The organism is Streptomyces synnematoformans, from assembly GCF_039531005.1.
Classification (GTDB): Bacteria; Actinomycetota; Actinomycetes; order Streptomycetales; family Streptomycetaceae; genus Streptomyces; species Streptomyces synnematoformans.
The window spans coordinates 1-21994 of record NZ_BAAAPF010000092.1 but is presented as its reverse complement, the minus strand read 5'-3'; the positions used below and the strand labels follow the sequence as shown (position 1 = coordinate 21994).

The window sequence follows — 21994 nt, the reverse complement described above, 5'->3', positions numbered from 1 at the left end:
CGCCCTCCCGGCCGCCGCGACGCCGGCGCCGGCACCGGCGGCGCCCCCGCCCCCGTCTCCCGACCCCGCAGCCACCACCGCCGCCGCCGCGAGCGTCGTCGAGGTCACCGGCTCGCAGGGCGACTGGCAGCTGACGGTCGACGGCCGGCCGTACACCGTCAAGGGCCTCACCTGGGGCCCGCCCGTCGCCGAGGCCGCCGACTACATGCCGGACGTCGCGTCCCTGGGCGCCAACACCGTGCGCACCTGGGGCACCGACGCCACGACCCGCCCGCTGCTCGACGCCGCCGCGGCCAACGGCGTCAAGGTCATCGCCGGGTTCTGGCTCCAGCCCGGCGGCGGACCGGGCAGCGGCGGCTGCGTCGACTACGTCTCGGACACCGCGTACAAGAACGACATGCTCGCCGAGTTCCCCCGCTGGGTCGAGGAGTACCGCGACCACCCCGGGGTGTTGATGTGGAACGTCGGCAACGAGTCGGTCCTCGGGCTGCAGAACTGCTACGAGGGCGACGAGCTGGAGCGCCAGCGCGACGCGTACACGACCTTCGTCAACGACGTCGCGAAGCGCATCCACGAGGTCGACCCGAACCACCCCGTGACCTCCACCGACGCCTGGGTCGGCGCCTGGCCGTACTACCGGCGCAACGCCCCCGACCTCGACCTGTACGCCGTCAACGCGTACGCCGCCGTCTGCGACGTGCGCGCCGCCTGGGAGGCCGGCGGCTACGACAAGCCGTACATCGTCACCGAGGGCGGCCCGCCCGGCGAGTGGGAGGTCGAGGACGACGCCAACGGCGTGCCCGAGGAGCCGTCCGACGTCGCCAAGGCCGCGGGCTACGGCCGCGCGTGGGACTGCGTCACCGGCCACGGTGGCGTCGCGCTCGGCGCGACCCTCTTCCACTACGGCATCGAGAACGACTTCGGCGGCGTGTGGTTCAACCTCACGCCGGACAGGCAGCGGCGGCTGTCGTACTACGCGGTCAAGGAGGCGTACGGTGGCGACCCGAGCGGCGACAACACCCCGCCGGTGATCTCCGGCCTGGCCGCGGAGAACGCGGGTGCCGTGCCGGCCGGGCGGGAGTTCACGCTCTCCGCGGACGTCGCCGACCCGGACGGGGACGCGGTGGCGTACGAGGTGCTCGTCAACAGCAACTACATAGACGGGAACAAGGCGCTGCGGCCGGCGGAGTCGCGGGCGACGGGCGACGGGACGTTCGCGGTCACGGCGCCGGACCGGCTCGGCGTGTGGAAGGTGTACCTGCGCGCCGAGGACGGCAGGGGCAACGCCGGCATCGAGACGCTGTCGGTGAAGGTCGTCCCGCCGCCGGTCGACGGCACCAACGTCGCCCGGGGCAAGCCGTCCACGGCGTCCACCGAGCAGACCGACGCCTACGGCGACTGCCCCTGCGAGGCCGGCGACGCCACCGACGGGGACTTCTCCACCCGGTGGGCCAGCGCCTGGTCCGACCCGCAGTGGCTGCGCGTCGACCTCGGCGAGCGGACGACGTTCCGGCACGTCCAGCTCGCGTGGGAGGGCGCCTTCGCCAGGTCGTACGCGATCCAGGTCTCCGACGACGGCCAGAGCTGGCGGACGGTGTACGAGACGGCCGAGGGCGACGGCGGGATCGACGATCTGGAGGTCTCCGGCACCGGCCGCTACGTGCGGATGAACGGCACCGCGCGCGGCACCGGCTACGGGTACTCGCTCTACGAGTTCGGCGTGTACAGCTGACCGAGTAAGCCTCGGAGAGCGGTTTCCAGCGCGTGCTGCCGCTCCTATAAAGTGCGCGTATGAGCCGACCGCCGACGCTGGAGGACGTGGCCCGGGTCGCCGGAGTGTCCCGGGCCACGGTCTCGCGCGTGATCAACGGCACCCGGAACGTGGCCCCCTCCATCCAGGAGACCGTCCGCGCCGCCGTCCGCACCACCGGCTACGCCCCCAACAGCGCGGCCCGCTCCCTCGTCACCCGGCGCACCGGCGCGGTGGGCCTGGTGATCTCCGGCGCCGGCGAGGGCGGCGACGAGTCCGCGTACCGGCGCCACGTCTTCTCCGACCCCTTCTTCGGCCGCGTCGTCGACGGCGTGATCGGCGCGCTGCGCCCGCGCGGCATGCACCCGATGCTGATGCTCGCCGAGTCCGCGGAGGCCCGCGAGCAGGTCGTCGCGCACCTGCGGCAGGGCATCGCGGACGGCGCGCTGCTGGTCTCCACGCACGGCGAGGACCCGCTGCCGCGGATGCTGACCGCCGCGGGCGTGCCGACCGTGCTGTTCGCCCGCCCGGCCCGCCCCGTCCCCGCCGGCTACGTCGACCTCGCCCACCGCGACGGCGCCCGCCTGGCCGCCGAGCACCTGCTCGCCCGCGGCTGCCGCCGGCCGGTGACGATCTGCGGCCCCCTGGACGTACTGGCCGGGCAGGAGCGGCTCGACGGCTTCGGCCAGGCGATGGCCCGCCACGGCCTGGCGTACGTGCCCTGCGCGGAGGGCAACTTCACGGCGGCGAGCGGCGGGCAGGCCATGACCCGGCTGCTGCGCGAACACCCCGACCTGGACGGCGTCTTCGCGGCGAACGACCTGATGGCACGGGCCGCCGCACACGTACTCCAGGAGCACGGCAAGCGGGTGCCGCGGGACGTGGCGGTGGTCGGCTTCGACGACAGCAGCGCGGCGACGGCGGCCCGGCCGGAGCTGACGACGGTGCGGCAGCCGGTGGAGGACATGGCGGGCGAGATGGTGCGGCTGCTGCTGGCGGCCCTGGAGGCCCCGGAGGCCCCGCCGAAGTCAGTGATCTTCGAACCGGACCTGGTGATCCGCGAGTCGGCGTAGCGGGCCGCCGCCGCGGGCGGCGACGGGGTCCGGGCGGGGGCACGGCGCCGATAGTTCGCCGATGCACGAAAGTCAGCCCGTCGGGGACGTTTGTCCGGATTCACGACTGAGGTTACCGCGAGTTGGTCACAGCGACACTCACATGGGGCCGTTGGGCAGAGGTCAGTTGCGCTTGAGGTCGAATATGTGGCCATGAGTGCGCAAAAGCCGGGCCGTGTGGGCGTTTTGACCTGTTTTTAGGGTGGGTTACCGCGAGTTCATCTCGGCAATGCCCACGGGCCCGCCACGACGCCCGACCCCGGGGCCCCGGGCGCGCCGGCGACCGGGGACCTCGGCGATCGGGGCAGTCCCGGCACCGGTGGCCCGCCGCCCGTCGACCGGGCCCGCCCGCGATCGGGGCGGACCGGGCCCGGTGACCCGGCCCCCGTCCGCGGGGATCTGCATACGTAGTTTCGTTCCTCGGGTGCCCGCTCCCCCCGGGCCACCTCATAGCTGCCGGTCTGTCCACGGGCCGGAGTCCGGGGTCAAGGGTGGGGCGCAGCCCCATCGCGCAGCGACGCTCCCGCAGCGAAGCGGAGGGGGCGCCCTTGACGCCGGACGGAGGGCCGCACACTGAAGCGAAGGGGTGGCCCGGGGGGTGCCCCACCGACACCCCCCACCCCGACACCGAGCACCCCCGCACCCGACCCACCCGGCGACAGACCGCCACCCCGACGCCGCACCCCCGCACAGCCGGCCCACCCCACACACCGCCGCCGCCCCGGCGCCGCACCCCGCGGCCCCGGCCACGCACCACGGACCCGGTCTGCTCCCGGGTGCCGCACCGCACCGACGCCCCCGGCTACCGTTCCCAGAACCCTGCCGCAGCAGCGGGGATCGTCAACCGGGCCCAGGCGAGGGTGCCGCCCCGCAGCGGGTTCGCCCCCCACTTCTCGGCAAGCTTGTCGACGATGAGCAGACCTCGACCGCGGTCGGCGACGTCCTCCGCGGTCTCCTCCGTGCCGGAAGCGCCGTCACCCCGGGGCGCCTTACCGGCATCCCGCTGGGCGATGCGCTCAACGATCCGAACCGGTCGGCGCGGCCCCTGGTCGACATCGACGTTCAAGTACTCCCGTTCACCGTGGGTGCGCACGCAGCCGGAGCCGGGCACTTCGTCATCCTCGGCAGGGACGATGAAAGCGAGCCGCGGAACTCCATGGGCATCGTTTACATCGAGATGCGGCGCCGTGGACTCTACCTGGACGTTCCGGACGACGTTGCCGCTTATAGAATCACGTTCGATTACCTTCGTTCGCAAGCGGCTGACACGTCGGCGTCCGCCCGACTGATCGGCGCAGTACGACAGGAGATCTCGCGATGACTCACCGTCCCTCCCTCCTCCCCGCCGAACCTACCGAGCGCTGGTTCAAGAGCAGCCACAGCGGTCCAGACGGCAACGAGTGCGTAGAGGTGGCCCACCTCGCCGCGGAACGTGTCGGCGTACGCGACTCGAAGGACCCGTCGGGCCCCGTGCTCACCTTCGACCGCCGGGCGTTCGCCGACTTCGTCACCGCCGTTGCGGCGGACCGGTGGACGTGACCGGCGTCCGGAACTGACGAAAGGGGCCGCCCGCGGGCGGCCCCTTCACTCTGCCGCACGCGCGAAGCCGTCAGTCGAGGCTGTCGGCGGTGGAGGCGGCGTATGTGCGTCCCACTGGTCCTGCTCTCGCCATGCGCGGCAGACCCCGAGACGAGCCCCGGTCCATGGGTCGCGTGCTGTCTGCGGAGGAAGGGCCAGCCGTGCGCGGGCGAGGGCCACTGTCGGGCCACGACCTGCGGAGTCGCGGCGCCGGATCCGCTCCGCCTCGTCGCGGGACGCGATCGCCCGGAGAATAAAGGGCCCGCAGAACGCAGGGGCCGGGCGCCCCCTACCCGTTGGCCACGTGGCTGCCCCCGGGGATATCCGAGACCCGGGCCGCCCCCGAACTCCGAGATGGCCCGGGTCCGTGAGATCGCCAAGCTGGCTTCCAGCCCGGCCCGGAGGCCATCGGAGGCTTCCGGCGGGGTGAGGAAACCCGGGAAGTATCTGGCCCAGGGAGGGCGGGAAGCAGCAGGGTGCGGACGAGTCGGCCGAGGCCGCGCTCGGTCCGGCGTTGCGTGGTGGTGCGATGCCACTGCGCGAGGCTCAGCGGCCCTGGCGGGTCTGGAAGCGGTGCAGGTAAGGGCGGTCTCCCACAGCAGGGCCAGAACTGGATGCGCTCTGCGTCCGGGCGAGATCCAACTTCGTGAAATGTAGTCGGAACAACCAATTCCCCCCTCGCGACCTGCACTTTTTCATTCTACTTAAAAGGCCTATCGCGCGTTCTGGAGCCCTGACATGCTGTGCACGGCCCCAATTACCAGCGTAAAGGAGATCAGAGTGCTCAGAAACGTACGGTCCAAGATGGCCATGACCGGGGCTGCGGCGTTGGCTATGGCAGGCGCCTTCTCCGCACCGGCCGTGGCCCAGGACAATCCCGACGCCGCCGAAATTGCCGCCATCGTGGCCGGCAGGAGTGACTGCCCACGCCTGTACGCCTGTCTGTGGGAACACAAGAACTTCAGCGGGAAGCGGTGGCAGGGCAAGGACAACAACCGGACCCTTCCTTCCTCGATCGACAACGAGGCCTCGTCCTCGTTCAACAACGGCATTCGCTGCACCGCCCACTTCGCCACCCTGCCGGGGTACGGCGGCCAAATCCTGGCGGAGGGGCTGGGCAGCTACCGTCAGAACCTGGCGCTCGACCCGAGGCCGGGCGGCGGGAACTGGAACGACATCATCTCGTCGATGTACTGGTGCAGTAAGTGACATGCGTCCCGCCACCGTCAAAGCCACCCTGTGGGTGTTGATGGCCGGCATGCTCTTCGGCTGCGGCAACTCGCAGCCGGAGGGTGTGCGGGTACCTGACCACCTCGACCAGAGCACAGTGGACATGGTCACCAACTCCGGGGACTATCCGGCTCGGCTGCATCAGGTGGCGCTGGTCGACCTTGCGCTGACCGAGAAGTGCATGCAGGACGCCGGAATCCCGTGGAAGGGAAGCGTCGACCGGCCCAACCCGGACGCCGACGAGGGCAGCGGGGTCAGCGCCGACCGGGTCCGGCAGCATGGGTACGGTCTGTCCGAGGCCAAGCAGTCCGACGGGCAGAATGGGCAAGCTGGCGACAGCGACGATCCGCGGCTGCGCGAAACCCTGCTCGGGCCGCGCACCGCACTCGCTAAGCTGACCGCCCCGGGCGACACCGTCTACTGGTACCCGAACCAGGGCTGCGCGGCGAAAGCCCACGCCTCCGTGTACGGCGACCTCGACACCTGGGCACGGATCACGTACATACCGCAGGAGATCAGCCTCGGCCTGTTCAAGAAGGCGACCGCCGACGAGCGTTACCATGCCGCGCTCGGGCGCTGGCGGACATGTATGAGCCAGTACGGGTACAGCTACGATTCGCCGTCCAGCATCCCCTCGGCCCTGAGTAAGGCATACGAGGACTCCACCGAGCCGCTGGACCAGCGCCGGGAGAAGGAGATCACCATTGCAGTACGGGACATGGGCTGTAACCGGCAGGTCGAGCTTTCCAGGACCGGGCTGCAGCTGCGGCGGGAGTTCGCACGCACCATCGAGCCGCAGCAACGTGCGGAGATGACCCGGCTGTCCGGCCTGTTCACCAAGGCCGAGCAGCGCAGCAAGATCCTATCCCGCTGACCGTCCCTGGTGGGACTCCCTCATCGGAGTGAAGATCCGCTCCCACCACTGGATGTCCTCCTGCTGACCCGCTGTCCGCGGGAGCCCGAGACGGCTACTTCTCCTTGAACACCTGCCGCGAGCCATCGAGCGGCAGGTGTTCGAGGGGATGTGCCGCCCTTGCCGGCGGACGTCCGCATACCCGTCACCAGTCCGCCCAGCCGAAACGGGCCGCCGGAGAATCCGACGGCCCGTCACGAAAGATCGAGGTCAACGGATGGGGGCGCAGTAGTTGGCGTGGTTGCAGGAGAAGCCGACCCCGTTCTCCGTCCAGGGCAATGTAGTACCGCCCGTGGCCTCGGTCACGGAACCGAACTCGCAGTCGATGTCACTCGTACTCGGATAGCCATCCGCCCACAGAATCGACTGCCACATCCCGACCACGCTGTTGTACGAGTTCTACGATCGGGACAGCGGGCCCTCGCCCCCGAATCCGTCAACGTACCGACGCCTACGATGTACCCCTGAGAAACGCTTGCCCGTGCCGACGTGGCCATTCCTGTACCGACCAGTATCGCCGCAGCCGTGATGACCACGCCGCCTCTCAGCCACCTCAGCACCATAGCCTTTGTCCTTCCATCCTCCTTTCCCCTCCTGTCTGCCTTGCGCACGCCGACGAGCCTCTCAGGTGTGCCATCAGGGCAATTCTCATACGTCGGCAGGACCTCGAAGGTGCCCGCTCTTGCAGGCAGTGACGACTATCGGCCAGACTGTTTCACCTGGCTGCAAGAGTGCAGCTCAGCGGGGGATCAACATGAATCGTGGGGGGAATGGAATGCTCCGTATTCACTTCGGTGACGCCGATTTAGCCCGGACGCGTGTGGCCACCACACCCGATCCGCTCTGGGAGACGGCCGTCAGCCTGCACCGATTCCAGACGCGCCGCGGCCGATGGGCCTATGCGGGCTGGCACCGGTCGACGCGCATGCGGCTGCGTGAACGCGGCATCGAACGGGCCGTGCGGGACGTGCTGATCCCGCTCTTCCCCAGGGCCGCCTACTTTCCCGACTTCCTGACCCCGGCCGAATCTGCCGAGGGGCTGGACGCCGGTCTCGAAGCCATCGTCGCCACCCCGTCCCGCCGGGTCATGAGGGAGATCGCCGCCCTCGACGCCGTGGTCGGCGCTCCGGCGTGGGCTGCCCGGCTCGTCGACTGGCGGGCGCGGGTGGAGTTGACCGGGCTGCTGCGCGCCTACGTCGACGCCGCCATCACCCCCTACGGCGACACCGTCGCGGCCCGCATCGAGGCCCAGCGCGGGGTGCATCTGCGGCAGCTGCGAGACGCCGGCGCCAGAGGCATGCTGGAGGGCCTCGGTCCCGTACTGCGCTGGGAGGAGCCCGTGCTGCACGCCGCCGGCTATCCCGTGGACCGTGACGTGCACCTGGACGGGCGGGGGCTGGTCCTGGTTCCGTCGTACTTCTGCTGGGGGGATCCGATCACGCTGGCCGATCCCGCGCTGCCGCCGACGCTGATCTACCCGCTGCTCCACGAGCCGTCCGCCGACACCGTCGGCGACGTGGCCGCATCCCTGGCCGCCCTGCTCGGCCACACCCGCGCCCAGGTCCTGCGGGCCGCGGCCACGGGTGCCACCACGGGCGAACTCGCCCGTGCCGTCGGGGTCTCCACGGCGTCCGCCAGCCGGCATGCCGGGGTGCTGCGCGAGGCCGGGCTGCTGTGCAGCAGCCGGTGCGCGGCGATGGTGCTGCACACCCTGACGCCGCTGGGCAGGGCTTTGCTCCAGCGCTCGCCCGTCCTGCACTGACCCGTCCTGCGCGGCCCCTTCCCGCGCGGACCCTCTCCCGCGCTCACCGTCCACCCGACCCGCCCCACGGGCGCAGCGCCGCCAGGTCAGTCGAAGGACGGGCCGCGGTCGCGGGTGCGTTTGAGTTCGTAGAAGCCGTCCGTTCCCGTCACCAGCAGGACGCCGTCCCACAGCCGCGCCGCCGCCTCCCCGCGGGGCACCGGGGTGACCACCGGGCCGAAGAACGCCGTGCCGTCGACGGCGATCACCGGGGTGCCGACGTCGTAGCCGACGCGGTCCATGCCGTCGCGGTGGGACTCGCGCAGCGCCGCGTCGTGGTCGGTGGAGTCCATCGCGTCGGCCAGGCCGGCGTCCAGGCCCGCCGCGGCGAGGGCGGCGGCGACGGTGGCGCGGTCGCGGGGGGCCTTGTCGTGGTGGAACCGGTTGCCGAGTTCGGTGTAGAGGCGGCCCAAGATCCCGGGGCCGTACTTCTGCCCCGCGGCGACGCAGACCCGCACCGGGCCCCAGGCGTGGTCGATCACCTCGCGGTATTTCCGCGGCAGTTCGCGGCCCTCGTTGAGCACGGCGAGGCTCATCACGTGCCAGCGGACGACGACAGGGCGCTGCCGCTCCACCTCGTGCATCCACCGGGACGCGATCCACGCCCACGGGCACACCGGGTCGAACCAGAAGTCGGTCGTGGTCGGGGTCCGCTCGGATAGTTCGGATGGTTCGGACAACTCCAGCCTCCCTGCAGGTCTTCACCGGGCGGGTGCGGCCCCGCCCCTCGTCTCGCATCGGCGCGCACCGCCTACGTGCGGTCCGCGGCCTTCCGCAGCCAGGCCAGCGCCTGGTCCGCCGCCTTCCGCGCGCTGGCCACGCACTGGCCGACGCCCACCCCGTCGTACGCCGCCCCGCAGACCGCGAGCCCGGGGCGGGCGTCGACGGCGGCGCGGATGCGCTCGATCCGGTCCAGGTGGCCGACGGTGTACTGCGGCACCGCGTGCTCCCAGCGGTCGACCCGCGAGTCCACCGGGTCGCCGGCCACCCCGCCGGCCGCCGCGCCCGCCGCCGCGAACTCGGTTGCCGCCAGCTCCACGAGGTCCGCGTCGTCACGCTGCAGCAGCGCGTCGTCGCCGCTGCCGCCCGCCTGGCACCGTACGATCTCGACCTCGCCGGCCAGGTGCGCCCACTTCGCGGTCGAGAACGTCACCGCCCGGACCTTCCGGCCGTCCGCCGACGGCGCCCGGTAGCCGCTGTAGCCGAGCTTGCGCAGCCGGTCGAGCGCCTCGCGCGGGTAGGCCAGCGTGATGATCGCCGTCCCCGCGTACGGGATCTCGGCGAGCCCCGCCGCCGCCTCACCGGCCCCCGCCGGCCCGGCCAGCAACCGGCCCGCGGGCCCGGCGGGTACGGCGACGACGACGGCGTCCGCGTCGATCCGCTCGGGGCCAGAGGTGCCAGAGGTGCCAGAGGCGCCCGCAGCGCCCGCGACCGTCACCTGCCAGCCGCCCCCCGCCGGCGTCAGGGCCGTCACCCGGGCGCCGGTGCGTACCGACGCCTGCGGTGAGGAGGCCCGGATCGCGTCCGCGAGCACGTGCGGCAGCGTGCCGAGCCCGTCGGGCAGCGTGGAGATGCCGGTCGGCGGCTCCTGTCCCGCCGGGGCCGGCTCGGGGAGCAGCGCGCCCGCCGCCTCGGCGAGCGAGGTGTGCCGGCGCGTCGCCGAGACCAGCGGCGCCAGCGTCGCCTCGAACGACAGCTCGTCGGCGCGGCCGAAGTAGGCGTCGGCGAGGAACGGCTCGACGAGGCGGTCCACGACCTCCCGCCCCAGCCGCCCGCCGACGAAGTCCGCGACGGAGACGTCCCCGTCCCGGTCGAGCCGCGGCAGCCGCAGGTCCTCGCGGGCGCGCGCCACGCCCTCCGAGGAGAGGATGCCGGACTCCGCCAGCCCGTCCATGTCGGCGGGTACGCCCATGAACTGGCGGGCGGGCAGCGGGCGGAGGCCGCCCCTGGTCCAGATCGCGGTGGCGGTGGTGCTCGCGGACACCACCTGCTCGCCGAGCCCGGCCGCCTTGAGCAGCCTGGCGGTCTTGGGGCGGCGGGCGTACGTGGAGTCCGCGCCCACGTCGACGGTCACCCCGCCCACCTCGGCGGCCTCCAGCTGCCCGCCGATCCTGGGCGACGCCTCCAGGACCGTCACCCGCACCGGCTCGTCGCGCAGGAAGAACGCCGCCGCCAGCCCCGCGATGCCGCCTCCGACGACGACCACGTGCGGCGCCGCGGTCGTCCGGTCCGTTCCCTTGTCCGCCATTCCGCCTGCTCCCTCGTGGATAACGGTGTCGTCCCAGTCTGGGCGGAGCCGCCGGGAGTCCCGGTGGAGCGGGAGTGGACCCCGGCCCGCCCCGCACACCCGCGCCGCACGCCGCCCCGCGCGTCCGCACCCGCACACCCCGCCCCGCACCCCCGACCCCGCGCCCCGCTCCCCCGCCCCGTCCGCACGCTCCAGCGAACTTCGTCCCGCCTCCGGCTGATCCTTGAGAGCCGCGGCCCAAGGTGGCGGTGGCCGGCTTCCGTACGACGGGCGCCGCGCAGCCGTTCCGCATGCGGATCCGCCGGAAGTCCGAGGAGGAGTCGAACAGATGCGTTTCGTGAAGGTCTGTCCCCTGGACAAGATCCCGGCCGACGGCGCGCTCGCGGTGGAGATCGACGACACGCCGGTCGCGGTGGTCCGCAGCGGCGGCAGCGTGTACGCGGTCAGCGACATCTGCTCCCACGCCGAGGTCTCGCTCTCCGAGGGCGAGGTCTACGACACCACGGTCGAGTGCTGGCTGCACGGCTCCTGCTTCGACCTGCGCACCGGCGAGCCCACGAACCCGCCGGCGACGGAGCCGATCGCCACCTACGAGGTCAGGGTCGAGGGCGACGAGGTGTACGTCGCGTTCGACGCCGAGGACGAGCCGCCGCGGACGTGAGGAAGAGCCATGGACACTGCGTCGAACGGATCGGCGGCCGTGCCCGCCACCGCCGGCCGGCCGGTGGTCGGCATCCTCGCGCGCACGGCGCCGGTGACGCTGCAGGGCGTCGGGATGACCGTGAGCCTGACCCTGCAGCGGCACGTGGACTTCCTCGCCGCCGCCGGCTGCGCCCCCGTACTGCTGCCGCTGCTGCCCGGCGGCGCGGACTTCCCCGTGCCGCTCGACGGGCTGCTGATCCCCGGTGGCCCGGACCTGGACCCGGCGCTGTACGGCGGCGCCCCGCACCCGCTGACGCGCGGCGCGAACCCGAACCTGGACCGCGCCGAACTGGCGCTGGCGCGGGCGGCGCTGGCCACGGGGCTGCCCGTGCTCGGCATCTGCCGCGGCATGCAGCTGCTCAACGTGCTCCACGGCGGCACGCTGCACCAGCACCTCCCGGCGGTCACCGGGGACGACCGGCACAGCCCGGAGACGGCGGCGTACACCCTCGGCCGGCACCGCCTGGACGTCGTGCCCGGCAGCCGCGTCGCGCAGGTGCTGGCCGGCGGCGCGGCCGAGTCCGCCTGCCACCACCACCAGGCGGTCGACCGGCTCGGCGCCGGTCTCCTTGCCACCGCCCGCGCGCCCGACGGAGTCATCGAGGCGGTCGAGGCCGTCGACCACCCGTTCGCGCTCGGCGTGCAGTGGGAGGCCGGCCAGACCGACGACGAGCGGCTGCACCGGGCCCTGGCCGAGGCCGCGGGACGCGCGTCCCGCACCGCCGGTTCCGCCCGTACGTCCCGTGGCGCCGCCACCGACATCACCTGACGCCGCCCGCCCGGGGCCGTCACCTTCCGGAAGGACGAAAAGTGGGAGCAGTGGAAGTTCCTGTGCTGATCGTGGGCGGCGGCGGCTGCGGCCTGTCCGCGTCCAACTTCCTGTCCGACCACGGTGTCGGCCACCTCCTGGTGGAGCGGCACGCGGACACCGCGAACGTGCCGAAGGCGCACTACCTCAACCAGCGCACCATGGCGATCTTCCGCCAGCACGGCCTCGACGGGCCGATGACCGCACAGGGCGCGCCGCTGCCGAAGTTCGGTGCGCTGCGCTGGCTGACCTCGCTCGGCGGCGACCGGGAGCGCGACGGGCAGCTGATCCACGAGCTGGACGCGTTCGGCGGCGGCTCGCTGCGCGAGCGGTACGCCGAGGCCGGGCCCGTGCTGCCGGTCAAGCTGCCGCAGGTGCGGCTGGAGCCGATCCTGCGCCGCTACGCCGAGGAGCAGAACCCCGGCCGGATCCTGTTCGGCCACGAGATGACGGGGTTCACCGACCACGGCGACCGCGTCACCGCGGAGGTGCGCGACCGGTCGACGGGCGAGACCACGACGGTCACCGCGCGGTACCTCCTGGGCGCCGACGGCGGGCGTACCGTCGGCCAGGCGCTCGGAGTGCCGATGCAGGGCGTGCACGGGCTGCTCGACGTCACCACCGCGTACTTCTCCGCGGACCTGTCGCCGTGGTGGCGGGAGGGCACGCTGCTCACCCACTTCCTCAACGCCTACGACGCCGACCTGTCCAGCAACCTCATCGAGATGGGGCCGACCTGGGGCCGGCACTGCGAGGAGTGGGTGCTGCACTTCCCGCCGAGCGACAACCTCGACGAGGAGTTCGTCGTCGCCCGGATCCGCGAACTCCTCAGCCTGCCCGGGCTGGAGCTGACGCTGCACCACGTGACGAACTGGACCGTGGAGGCGCTGCTCGCCGAGCGCTACCGGGTGGGCCGGGTGCTGCTCGCCGGCGACTCCGCGCACCGCCAGCCGCCCACGGTCGGCCTCGGCCTCAACTCGGGGATCCAGGACGCGCACAACCTCGCCTGGAAGCTCGCCGCGGTGCTCTCCGGGCGCGCGGACGACAGCCTGCTGGACAGCTACGAGGACGAGCGGCGCCCGGTGTGCCGGCACAACGTCGACTGGGCGGTGTCCGCGGCGCAGCACCACCAGATGATGCTGGACGGCCTCGGCCTCGGCCCGCACGCGCCGGCGGGGCGCAGGGAGCGGATGTTCGCCTCGTTCTTCGACCCGTCGCCGCTGCGCGCGGTCGTACGGGCGCGCACGGCGGAGGTCCTCGACACGCACCGGGCGGCCTGTCACGCGCACGACCTGGAGATGGGCTTCGCGTACGAGGACGGGGCGCTCGTCCCCGACGGGACCGAGCCGCCCGAGCGCGCGCCGATGCGCGACGTGTACCGCCCCACCACGCGCCCCGGGCACCTGCTGCCGCACGCCTGGCTCTCCCGGGACGGCGAGCGGCTGTCAACGCACGACCTGATCGGCGTCAGCACGGGCTTCGTCCTGCTCGCCGGGCCGGCCGGGAAGGCGTGGTGCGACGCCGCGGCGGAGGCGTCCGAGAAGTTCTCGGTGCCGATCGCCACGGCCCGTATCGGCGAGGGCGCCGAGTACGCGGACGTGGACGGCAGGTGGGCGGCGTTCCGCGGGATCGGTGACGACGGCGCGGTGCTGGTGCGCCCCGACAACCACGTGGCCTGGCGCAGCGTCCGGGCCCGGGAGAATCCCGCGGGGCTTCTGGCGCACGCGCTGTCCCGCATCCTGGACCGGCAAAAGAGCGGCGCGGAAATTCCCACGCGCTGACGCGCGGTTCACATAAACCCCCAACGGAAACACCTCCCACACGGCATGCACTCCGCCACCGCTGAAGTCTGGCGTCACACGCGTCAACCCGGCCCAGATCGTCGCACCGCAGGAGTGTAAGCACAGACACCAGGCCGATGGCATAGCGGCGACGCACTTGCCTCTCACGCCGATACGCCGAGACAATCTCGCAGGTCCACACGGTACGCGTGGAGCGCGGGAAGCGCGGCGTCGGAGGGGCGCCGGAGCAGCGCTGGAGTGTCCGTGGAGCCGGACCCGCCCATTGACTAACGTGCACGCCGGTTCGGTTCACAGGAAAGGCTGCGGGGCGCGTCCTTTCGGCGGGCCCCGCGGGTCGGATTCCGTGCCGGCGCGTCACCGTACGGCCGGTGGATTGGGGGAGAATCTGTGAGGGCAAAGGTTCTTGGCCCGCTGCGAGCCGCCGTCAACGGGATGGAAATCGTCCCGACGGCGAGTAAGCCGCGTCAGATACTCGCACTGTTGGCGCTGCACCCCGGCCGGGTGGTTCCGGTCTCCACGCTCATGGAGGAGATCTGGGGCACCGATCTGCCCGCCAGCGCGCTGACCACACTGCAGACCTACATCCTCCAGCTGCGCCGCCGGCTGAGCGCCGCGATCGGCTCGGACGGACCCGGCACCGCCAAGGACGTGCTCGTCACCCGCTACGGCGGCTACCTGCTGCGGATCCCGCCGCAGGAGGTCGACGTGCACACGTACGAGCACCTGGTGTCGGCGGGGCTGCGGGCGTTCGACGCGGAGCGCAACGACCGGCTGGCCGCGTCGCTGTTCCGCCGCGCGCTCGACCTGTGGGACGGGCCCGCGCTGGTGGACGTGCGCGTGGGCCCCGTGCTGGAGATAGAGGCGGCGCGGCTGGAGGAGAGCAGGCTGGTCACCCTTGAGCGGCGGATCGACATGGAGCTGCGGCTCGGCCGGCACAGCGAGTGCATCGCGGAGCTGACCGATCTGATCGCGCGCCACCCCGAGCACGAGGGCCTGCACTCGCAGGCGATGGTCGCGCTGTACCGCTCGGGCCGCCAGGCGACCGCCCTGGACGTCTACCGGCGGCTGCGCATACGGCTGATCGAGGACCTGGGCGTGGATCCGTCGCCGCAGCTGCAGCGGCTGCACCAGGCGATCCTGGCCGTCGACCCGCAGCTCGACGTGATCGCCGACCCCCGGCGGTCGTCCACCTTCGACCGCTACGCGAGCTGAAGCGGCCGGGGCGCCTCGGCCCCCGGCCGGCCGGGCCCGGAAGGCCACGGCCTTCCGGGCCCGGCCCATGCCGCCGTACGGACGCTGTCCGGTCGGCGCACGAGCCGCTGCCCGGATGCAGGACGGCGCGGTACGGACGCGGTACGGACGCGGCCTCGGCGCCGCCGGGCCGTGCCCGTTCCACGGGCGCACTGCCCGTACGTGCGCCGCCTCGTCCCTCCGGTCCCACCCGTATCGACTGAAGAAAATTCGCAGTTGGACGCGCGAAGAGCCACCGCCGGGGTCGCTCGGGCATTGCCGCACGGACGGTTCCGCGGCGGGCTCAGGACCTCTCGTTGCTCAGCAGGTCCATCCGCATCGCGATAGTGGTCCACTGCGCCGCGCAGGCGCGCGCCATGTCGGCGATCTTCTTCGCCTGGTGGGCCGGCGCCCGCAGCACCAGACCGGGGTCGGTCTTGCGGATGATGCGCGCCTCCAGCCAGCGGATCATCTCCCGGCCGTCGTTGCTGTACTTCAGCGCGGGATCCCGCTTCAGCGACTCCAGCTCCTTGACCGGGTCGACGGCCGGGCCCAGCGGGCACCGGCCCGGCTGGCGGGCGTACGGGCGCTCCCCGCCGGCCGGCGGGGGCTGGTCCCACGCGCTCGGGGCTCTGCGGGCGGGCGCGGTGACGCCGACCGGTCTGCTGGCCTCATTCGCCGGGCGCGCCAGCTCACCCGGGAGCGCCCCCGCCGCCCGCGGCCGGCCCCGGCCGGGGGTCAGCCTCCGCACCCGGCCGTCGCGCCCGACCCGTACGGGGGCCTGGGCGATATGCTCCGCGTACCGGCGGCGCAGCGCGCCGACCGTCTTGCCGGAGAGCCCGGTCCTGACCCCGATCGCCCGGTCCGACCACTCGGGGAAGCCCTGGAGTATCCGCATCGCGGACTGCTTGCGGTCCGAGAGCGTCAGGGGCAGGCCGTTCCGCATGTTCAGCTCGACGGCCAGGAGGAAGGCCTCCCACTCCGTGCCGTCGAAGTAGTGGATCTCCACGCTGTGCTGGTTCTTCAGCTGCGCCACCCGTAACCGGTGCATACCGTCGATGACCTTCATGGTGGCGCGGTGTACAACGATCGGGGGCAGCTCGGCACCGGTCGCGGCCATGGTGCGCACATGGTCCTCGTCGATGCCCGCCAGGCGGGGTGAGTCGGCGTCCCGCAACATCGCGATGGGTATTCGTACCGTGGCGTCCGGCAGTTCGGACGATCGGTCCCGGCCGCCGGGGCGATCGGTCCGTTCTCGGGGCAGTACGGCTCTGACGGTGGCCCCTCCGGTCGTGTCGATCATCAGTCGCCTCCTTCTGTCGCAGAACGCAGTCGTAGGCTGGGCGTGCGGAAACGGCGTGGCAGGGGAGTCCCGCAAGGCACGGGAAAAAAGAGCGCCGTGCACACGGGTGAACACCACATGCCCACACCCGCCACAGGGGCAGGGCGAGTGCGGGGGAACAGGCGGACAGTCAGGGAATCAGCTGTCGGGACACCGCTACTTCTCCTCCCCGGGGGCGGAAGTGCACGATGGCTAATAAAGCTACCATGAGCCCCGTCACCCTCCCAGCATGCCCTTGCTATCCCGCCATGATTTATCCGGTCCGGATGCGGAAGCCGCGGACGATGGCGCTGACCAGCGGAACACCGGGGAAAGTGACACGGACCGCCTGTCGGCACCCGCGGAACGGACCCCCGTCAGGAAGGGGAGATCATCATCGTGCGGCCGACGTGAAATGGCCGGGTTTCGCTGACCGCGAGGCGCACAGATCCGCCACCTGAACATCCGTCAATTGAACACGCCGGGCAAATTGCTCCACGCGCACGGAATCAGCATTCTAGGTGCCGGGCACACGCCTTGCGCGTCAATGGACATGGAGGCAAACGGTGGTTGCAGACGGGACGATTCTGGTGCTCGGCGGTACCGGCCGGCAGGGCGGCGCGACCGCCCGCGAACTGCTGCGCCGCGGACGGTCCGTGCGCGCCCTCGTACGCGATCCGCAGGCACCCCGGGCGCGGGCCCTCGCCGCGGCGGGCGCGGCGCTCGTACGCGGCGACCTGGACGACCCGGCGTCGCTGCGCGCGGCGCTGCGCGGCGTCCACGGCGTCTTCAGCGTCCAGACGTTCCGCGGGGCCGGGGGCGTGGAGGGCGAGGAGCGGCAGGGCAAGGCGGTGGCCGACGCCGCGGCCGAGGCGGGCGTGGCGCACGTCGTCTACAGCTCGGTCGGCGGTGCGGAACGCGACAGCGGCATCCCGCACTTCGAGAGCAAGTGGCACGTCGAGCAGCACATCGCCAAGCTCGGCCTGCCGGCGACCACGCTGCGCCCGGCCATGTTCTACGACATCCTCCACGACGTCGGCCCGCGCCCGCGCGACGGCGGGCTCGTCCTCGGCATGTGGCTGCGCCCGGAGGTGGCGGTGCAGGTCATCGCGGTCGAGGACATCGGCGCGTTCGCCGCGGACGCCTTCGCCGACCCGGACGGCTGGATCGGCCGCACGCTGGAGATCGCCGGCGACGAGCTGACCGGGCCGCAGATGGCCGCGGCGTTCGAGCGGGTCGCCGGGGTGCCGACGCGGTACGAGCAGCAGTCCTTCGAGCGGCTGCGCGCGGCGCGCGAGGACCTGGCCGCGATGTTCGACTGGCTCGACGGCGAGGGCTACCGCGCCGACCTGGCCGGGCTGCGCCGGCTGCGGCCGGACCTGACGGACCTGGAGACCTGGCTGCGGGCCAACTGGACCCCGCCGGCGGCCCCGTAGCCGTACCGCGACGCCCTCCCCCGCGACCGCCGGGCACCGGGGAGGGCCGCCGTGTTTGCGGTGGGGAAGCCGCGCGCTCGTGGGGCGCGGCGTCTCCAGCCCGGCGATCAGCGCGGGCCGGGTGCCGGCCGGGTGCCGGCCGGGTCGGTCACGTCGTCCACGCCGGCCGGTCCGCGGGAGACGGAGTCGATCGGCGTCACGGCACCCGCCCCCGGCCGGTCGCCGTCACTGCCAGCTGTGCGGCGGGCGGTACGCCGCGAGCCGCTCCCACCGCCGCCACTGCGCGGCACGGGGCCGCCGCGCCGCGTCCGGGGCCCCTCCGTCACCGTGCTCCCGGCGGCCGGCGAGCACCGACACCAACACCGCCGCGAGCGCGGCGAGTTCCTCCGGCTCGGCGTTTCCGCGTTCCACGCGCACCGCGTCGTCTTCCGATTCCGTCACGGTCACCTCCCGGTCTCCACGTCACGGTGGCGCCCGCGCCCACAGAAATTCTTGCGTTCCGCTCAATATCCGCCGGTGCCGGACGGCGCGGCGCATTGTCGAGCGCCACTCAGGCGGTACTGGACCGGCGCCGCGGAATTCCCGCCGGTGTTCACCGGGACAGGTGCCGGCGGAACGCGAACATGCCTAGCATCGAGCGGAATTCACCGCACGCGCGCGCTTCGGTGCCAACCGCCGGGAAAATCACCTGAGTCGGAGGATTCTCATGCCGCCACTGCCGCCCGCCCGAGTCGTCCGTGCCGTGGAGAACGTGCGCGGAGCGCTGCAGCGCCTCACGCGCCGGCTCGCGCCGCCGCCGTTCGCGCTGCTCGAACTGGTCCAGGGGGCCATGGTCAGCCAGGCGATCTACGTCGCCGCCGAGCTGCGCGTCGCCGAGACCCTGACCGACGGCCCGCTGCGCCCCGAGGAGATCGCCCGCAGAACCGGGGCGGACCCCGACGCGCTGCACCGGCTGCTGCGGCTGCTGGCGACGTACGGCATCTTCGCCGAGCGGAAGGACGGCCGGGTCGGGCTGACGCCGATGGCGCGGGCGCTGGTGAAGGACGCGCCGATGTCGATGCAGGGGATCGCGCTGCTCATGGGCCACCCCCTGCACTGGGAGGACTGGGGTCACCTCGTCGACGCGGTGCGCACCGGCGAGCCGAGCCTGCCCAAGCTGCGCGGCATGGGCGCGTTCGAGTACCTGGAGGCCAACCCCGAGTACGGCGCGGTCTTCTTCGACGGCATGGGCTCGATGTCCGGCACCGAGACCGAACCGATCCTCGCCGCCTGCGACTTCCGGCGCTACGGGACCGTCGTCGACTTCTGCGGCGGGCGCGGCGACCTGCTCGCCGGCGTGCTGCGCAAGCACCCCGCGGCGCGCGGCGTCCTCGCCGACCCCCGGGTGGCCGCCAACGGCGCCGCCGAACTGCTCGCAGAGCAGGGCGTGGCCGACCGGTGCACCCTCACCGACGCCGGCCTGTTCGACCCGGTGCCGGAGGGCGGGGACGCATACATCCTCAAGCACATCCTGCACGACTGGCCGGAGCCGCAGGCCCTGGAGATCCTGCGCAACGTGCGCAAGGCGATCAACCCGGGCGGCCGGCTGCTGGTGATGGAGATGGTCGTCCCGGACAAGCTCAACGGCCCGCACGCGGGCAAGCTGGTCGACCTGTGGCTGATGCTGCTCGTCGGCGGCAAGGAGCGCACCCGCGCGCAGTACGCGGACCTGCTGCGGCAGGCGGGGTTCACGCTGGAGCGCGTCGTGCAGACGCCGGCGGCGATCTCGGTGGTCGAGGCGAGCCCGAGCTGACCGCGGCCGACGCTCAGGAGCGCCGGCCGCCGGCGCTCCTGAGCGCGACCTCCCGTACGCCCAGCGCGGCCAGGAACGTCAGCGCCGCCGCCGCCGCGGCTGCCAGAAAGGCCCCCTGCACGCCCCGGGCGACCGCGCTCTCGTACACCGCGCGCACCCCGGGGTCGAGCCGGTCCAGGCTCCGGGCGTCCAGCCGGGCGCCGGTCAGCGTGACGGCGCCGTCGCCGCGTTCGGCGGTCGCGGCGCGCACCCGGTGGTTGAAGAGCGTGCCCATGACGGCGACGCCGACCGAGCTGCCCACGGTGCGGAAGAGCGTGATCGCCGCGGAGGCGGCGCCCACCTCCCGTACGTCGACGCTGTTCTGCGCCACCGTCACCAGGCTCTGGCCCAGACAGCCCATGCCGACGCCGAGCAGCGCCATGGACACCGCGGCCGTCGGCCGCGGGGTGGCGGTGTCCAGCCGGGAGAGCAGCAGCGTGCCCGCGAGCATCGCCGCGCCGCCGCCGATCTGTAGGACGCGGTACCGGCCGGTGCTCGCCGTGTACCGCCCGGACAGCTGGGAGGTGACGACGAGGGAGCCGAGCATGGGCAGGAGCAGCAGCCCGGAGCCGGTCGCCGAGGCGCCGTGCACGGCCTGGTGGTACAGCGGCAGATAGAGCACCGCGCCGAACATCACGAAGCCGTTGGCGAAGCTGATGACGGACATCAGCCGGAAGTTGCGTGCCCGGAAGATCCGCGGCGGCAGCAGCGGCTCGACGGCCCGGGACTGCGCCCACACGAAGCCGGCCAGGGTGACCGGGAAGCCGGCGGCGAGCGCCACGACGACGGGCGAGCCCCAGGCGTACTTCGAGCCGCCCCAGGTGGCCGCCAGCACGAACGAGACGATGCAGCAGACGAGCAGCACCGCGCCCCGGTAGTCGATGTGCGCGCGCCGGCCGCGCCCCGGCACCCGCACCACGCGCGCGATCAGCACCAGCGCCAGCGTCCCGACCGGCAGGTTGAACCAGAACGTCCAGCGCCAGCCGGCGTGGTCGGTGATGCTGCCGCCGACCAGCGGCCCGGCGATCATGGAGAAGACCATGACGCTGCTGATCGTGCCCTGGTAGCGGGCGCGTTCGCGCGGCGGGATCAGCTCGCCGATCACGGACATCACGCCGACCCCGAGCCCGCCCCCGCCGAGCCCGTGGACCGCCCGGAAGGCGATCAGCTGCCCCATCCCCTGCGCCAGCCCGCACAGCGCGGAGCCCACGAGAAAGACCGCCATCGCCACCAGGAGCCACCGCCGGCGCCCGTACATGTCGCCGAGCTTGCCCCACACCGGGATCGACGCGGCGGCGGCCAGGGTGTACGACGTGACCGCCCAGGACAGGTACTCCACGCCGCCGAGGTCGCCGGCGACCGTCGGCATGGCGGTGGCGACGACCGTGGTGCCGAGCGACGACGGCAGCAGCGCCAGCAGCAGCGGAAGCAGCGCGCGCCGCCGGGCCCCGGGCCGTAACCCGTCCTCCGCGCCGGCGGCCGCCCCCATGGATCCCCTCCCCCTGTCGTCAGCCGGTGCCGAGCCGGAACCCGACCCCGCGCACGGTCACGACCCACCCGCTGCCCCCGAGCTTGCCGCGCAGGCTGCTGACGTGCGTGTCCACGGTGCGGCGCGACCAGGAGTCGCCCCAGACCTGCTGCAGCAGCTGCTTGCGCGGTATGACGGTGCCGGGGTGGGAGGCGAGCAGGTAGAGGACGTCGAACTCCTTGCGGGTGAGGGGTACCCGCTCCTGGTCCACGGTGACCTCGCGCGAGCCCACGTCGATGTGCAGCCGGCCGTGCCGGATCTCCTCGACCGCCGCGGGCTGCCACCGGGTGCGGCGCATCACCGCCTCGATGCGGGCCATCAGCTCGCGCAGCCCGTAGGGCTTGGTCACGTAGTCGTCGGCGCCCGCGTGCAGCCCGAGCACGCAGTCGAGTTCGGACTGCCGGGCGGTCACGATGATCAGCGGGACCCGGCTGACCTCCCGGATCGCGCGGCACACCTCCAGTCCGTCGAGGTCCGGCAGGTCGAGGTCGAGCAGCACCAGCTCCACGTCCCCGTGGCGCTGCAGTGCCGCGCCGCCGTGCTTGACGCCGACCGGGTCGTGCCCGTGCCGGCGCAGCTGGGCGGTGAGGGAGCCGGCGAGGTCGGCGTCGCCGTCCACCACCAGGATGCGGTGCCCGGCGGGCGCCCGCGCCGCCGCCTGCGCCGGGTCGCCCGCCGCCGGCGCGGTGGCCGCGGGCGGCGGC

The 21994-nt window shown here is 72.9% G+C and carries 19 protein-coding genes; 13 read left to right on the top strand and 6 right to left on the bottom strand.

The features are described from left to right. The 7 genes from ABD317_RS16005 to ABD317_RS15975 all read left to right on the top strand — a co-directional run. Nucleotides 1–1732, top strand: a 1732-nt coding sequence (locus tag ABD317_RS16005; RefSeq protein WP_344290643.1) for a discoidin domain-containing protein, incomplete at its 5' end; no start/stop codon positions are given. A 59-nt stretch (nt 1733–1791) separates the two neighbouring features. Continuing rightward, complete coding sequence (locus ABD317_RS16000; protein WP_344290642.1) at nt 1792–2823, top strand: LacI family DNA-binding transcriptional regulator; 1032 nt, start codon at nt 1792–1794, stop codon at nt 2821–2823. 625 nt (nt 2824–3448) lie between these two features. Beyond that, nucleotides 3449–4183: a Scr1 family TA system antitoxin-like transcriptional regulator gene (locus ABD317_RS15995; RefSeq protein ID WP_344290641.1), complete on the top strand. Its 735-nt coding sequence runs from the start codon at nt 3449–3451 to the stop codon at nt 4181–4183. Next, the gene (locus tag ABD317_RS15990; RefSeq protein ID WP_344290640.1) at nt 4180–4401 is read left to right on the top strand and encodes a DUF397 domain-containing protein; all 222 of its coding nucleotides are present in this window, start codon (nt 4180–4182) and stop codon (nt 4399–4401) included. Before ABD317_RS15995 ends, ABD317_RS15990 begins: the two co-directional genes overlap by 4 nt. Nucleotides 4402–5220: 819 nt before the next feature. After that, nucleotides 5221–5649, top strand: a complete 429-nt coding sequence (locus tag ABD317_RS15985; RefSeq protein ID WP_344290639.1) for a peptidase inhibitor family I36 protein — start codon at nt 5221–5223, stop codon at nt 5647–5649. A gap of 1 nt (nt 5650) precedes the next feature. Then, on the top strand, nt 5651–6544 hold the full coding sequence (locus tag ABD317_RS15980; protein ID WP_344290638.1) for a hypothetical protein: 894 nt from the start codon (nt 5651–5653) through the stop codon (nt 6542–6544). Between the two features lie 859 nt (nt 6545–7403). Beyond that, the gene (locus ABD317_RS15975; protein ID WP_344290637.1) at nt 7404–8345 is read left to right on the top strand and encodes an ArsR/SmtB family transcription factor; all 942 of its coding nucleotides are present in this window, start codon (nt 7404–7406) and stop codon (nt 8343–8345) included. Between the two features lie 86 nt (nt 8346–8431). Here the strand turns inward: ABD317_RS15975 and ABD317_RS15970 are convergent, their stop codons facing one another. Next, a complete protein-coding gene (locus ABD317_RS15970) occupies nt 8432–9064 on the bottom strand; it encodes a mycothiol-dependent nitroreductase Rv2466c family protein (RefSeq protein ID WP_344290636.1) in 633 nt (210 codons plus the stop codon). Between the two features lie 71 nt (nt 9065–9135). Next, complete coding sequence (gene hemG / locus ABD317_RS15965) at nt 9136–10632, bottom strand: protoporphyrinogen oxidase (RefSeq protein ID WP_344290635.1); 1497 nt, start codon at nt 10630–10632, stop codon at nt 9136–9138. A gap of 328 nt (nt 10633–10960) precedes the next feature. On the opposite strand from hemG, the gene ABD317_RS15960 reads away from it, so the two are divergent. The 4 genes from ABD317_RS15960 to ABD317_RS15945 all read left to right on the top strand — a co-directional run bounded on the left by ABD317_RS15960 (nt 10961) and on the right by ABD317_RS15945 (nt 15156). Next, nucleotides 10961–11293 (top strand): Rieske 2Fe-2S domain-containing protein, encoded by a 333-nt coding sequence (locus ABD317_RS15960; RefSeq protein ID WP_027755474.1) that lies wholly within the window; start codon nt 10961–10963, stop codon nt 11291–11293. Nucleotides 11294–11302: 9 nt separating this feature from the next. Next, nucleotides 11303–12103 carry a gamma-glutamyl-gamma-aminobutyrate hydrolase family protein gene (locus ABD317_RS15955; protein ID WP_344290634.1) on the top strand — a complete coding sequence of 267 codons (801 nt, stop codon included), beginning with the start codon at nt 11303–11305 and terminating at the stop codon, nt 12101–12103. Between the two features lie 41 nt (nt 12104–12144). Beyond that, entirely contained in the window at nt 12145–13923 is a 1779-nt protein-coding gene (locus ABD317_RS15950; protein WP_344290633.1) for an FAD-dependent monooxygenase, read from the top strand. A gap of 408 nt (nt 13924–14331) precedes the next feature. After that, nucleotides 14332–15156, top strand: a complete 825-nt coding sequence (locus ABD317_RS15945; RefSeq protein WP_344290632.1) for an AfsR/SARP family transcriptional regulator — start codon at nt 14332–14334, stop codon at nt 15154–15156. Between the two features lie 322 nt (nt 15157–15478). On the opposite strand, the gene ABD317_RS15940 is transcribed toward ABD317_RS15945, so the two are convergent. After that, nucleotides 15479–16477 (bottom strand): ParB/RepB/Spo0J family partition protein, encoded by a 999-nt coding sequence (locus ABD317_RS15940; protein ID WP_344290631.1) that lies wholly within the window; start codon nt 16475–16477, stop codon nt 15479–15481. 584 nt (nt 16478–17061) lie between these two features. Here ABD317_RS15940 and ABD317_RS15935 point away from each other — a divergent pair. Continuing rightward, complete coding sequence (locus ABD317_RS15935; RefSeq protein WP_344290630.1) at nt 17062–17931, top strand: NmrA/HSCARG family protein; 870 nt, start codon at nt 17062–17064, stop codon at nt 17929–17931. A 225-nt stretch (nt 17932–18156) separates the two neighbouring features. On the opposite strand, the gene ABD317_RS15930 is transcribed toward ABD317_RS15935, so the two are convergent. Then, complete coding sequence (locus tag ABD317_RS15930) at nt 18157–18372, bottom strand: acyl-CoA carboxylase subunit epsilon (RefSeq protein ID WP_344290629.1); 216 nt, start codon at nt 18370–18372, stop codon at nt 18157–18159. A 265-nt stretch (nt 18373–18637) separates the two neighbouring features. Here ABD317_RS15930 and ABD317_RS15925 point away from each other — a divergent pair, with 265 nt between their 5' ends. Beyond that, the gene (locus ABD317_RS15925) at nt 18638–19723 is read left to right on the top strand and encodes a methyltransferase (protein ID WP_344290628.1); all 1086 of its coding nucleotides are present in this window, start codon (nt 18638–18640) and stop codon (nt 19721–19723) included. A 13-nt stretch (nt 19724–19736) separates the two neighbouring features. Here ABD317_RS15925 and ABD317_RS15920 read toward each other — a convergent pair whose 3' ends face one another. Further along, nucleotides 19737–21251, bottom strand: a complete 1515-nt coding sequence (locus ABD317_RS15920; protein ID WP_344290627.1) for an MDR family MFS transporter — start codon at nt 21249–21251, stop codon at nt 19737–19739. Between the two features lie 19 nt (nt 21252–21270). After that, nucleotides 21271–21994: response regulator transcription factor (locus tag ABD317_RS15915; RefSeq protein WP_425582372.1), on the bottom strand; the 724-nt coding region annotated here is incomplete at its 5' end.

Excerpts from the sequence above, each read along its gene's own strand:
- ABD317_RS16000 (WP_344290642.1), top strand. The coding sequence starts at position 1,792 with ATGAGCCGACCGCCGACGCTGGAGGACGTGGCCCGGGTCGCCGGAGTG.
- ABD317_RS15990 (WP_344290640.1), top strand. The coding sequence starts at position 4,180 with ATGACTCACCGTCCCTCCCTCCTCCCCGCCGAACCTACCGAGCGCTGG.
- ABD317_RS15980 (WP_344290638.1), top strand. The coding sequence starts at position 5,651 with ATGCGTCCCGCCACCGTCAAAGCCACCCTGTGGGTGTTGATGGCCGGC.
- hemG (WP_344290635.1), bottom strand. The coding sequence starts at position 10,632 with ATGGCGGACAAGGGAACGGACCGGACGACCGCGGCGCCGCACGTGGTC.
- ABD317_RS15960 (WP_027755474.1), top strand. The coding sequence starts at position 10,961 with ATGCGTTTCGTGAAGGTCTGTCCCCTGGACAAGATCCCGGCCGACGGC.
- ABD317_RS15955 (WP_344290634.1), top strand. The coding sequence starts at position 11,303 with ATGGACACTGCGTCGAACGGATCGGCGGCCGTGCCCGCCACCGCCGGC.
- ABD317_RS15940 (WP_344290631.1), bottom strand. The coding sequence starts at position 16,477 with ATGATCGACACGACCGGAGGGGCCACCGTCAGAGCCGTACTGCCCCGA.
- ABD317_RS15925 (WP_344290628.1), top strand. The coding sequence starts at position 18,638 with ATGCCGCCACTGCCGCCCGCCCGAGTCGTCCGTGCCGTGGAGAACGTG.
- ABD317_RS15920 (WP_344290627.1), bottom strand. The coding sequence starts at position 21,251 with ATGGGGGCGGCCGCCGGCGCGGAGGACGGGTTACGGCCCGGGGCCCGG.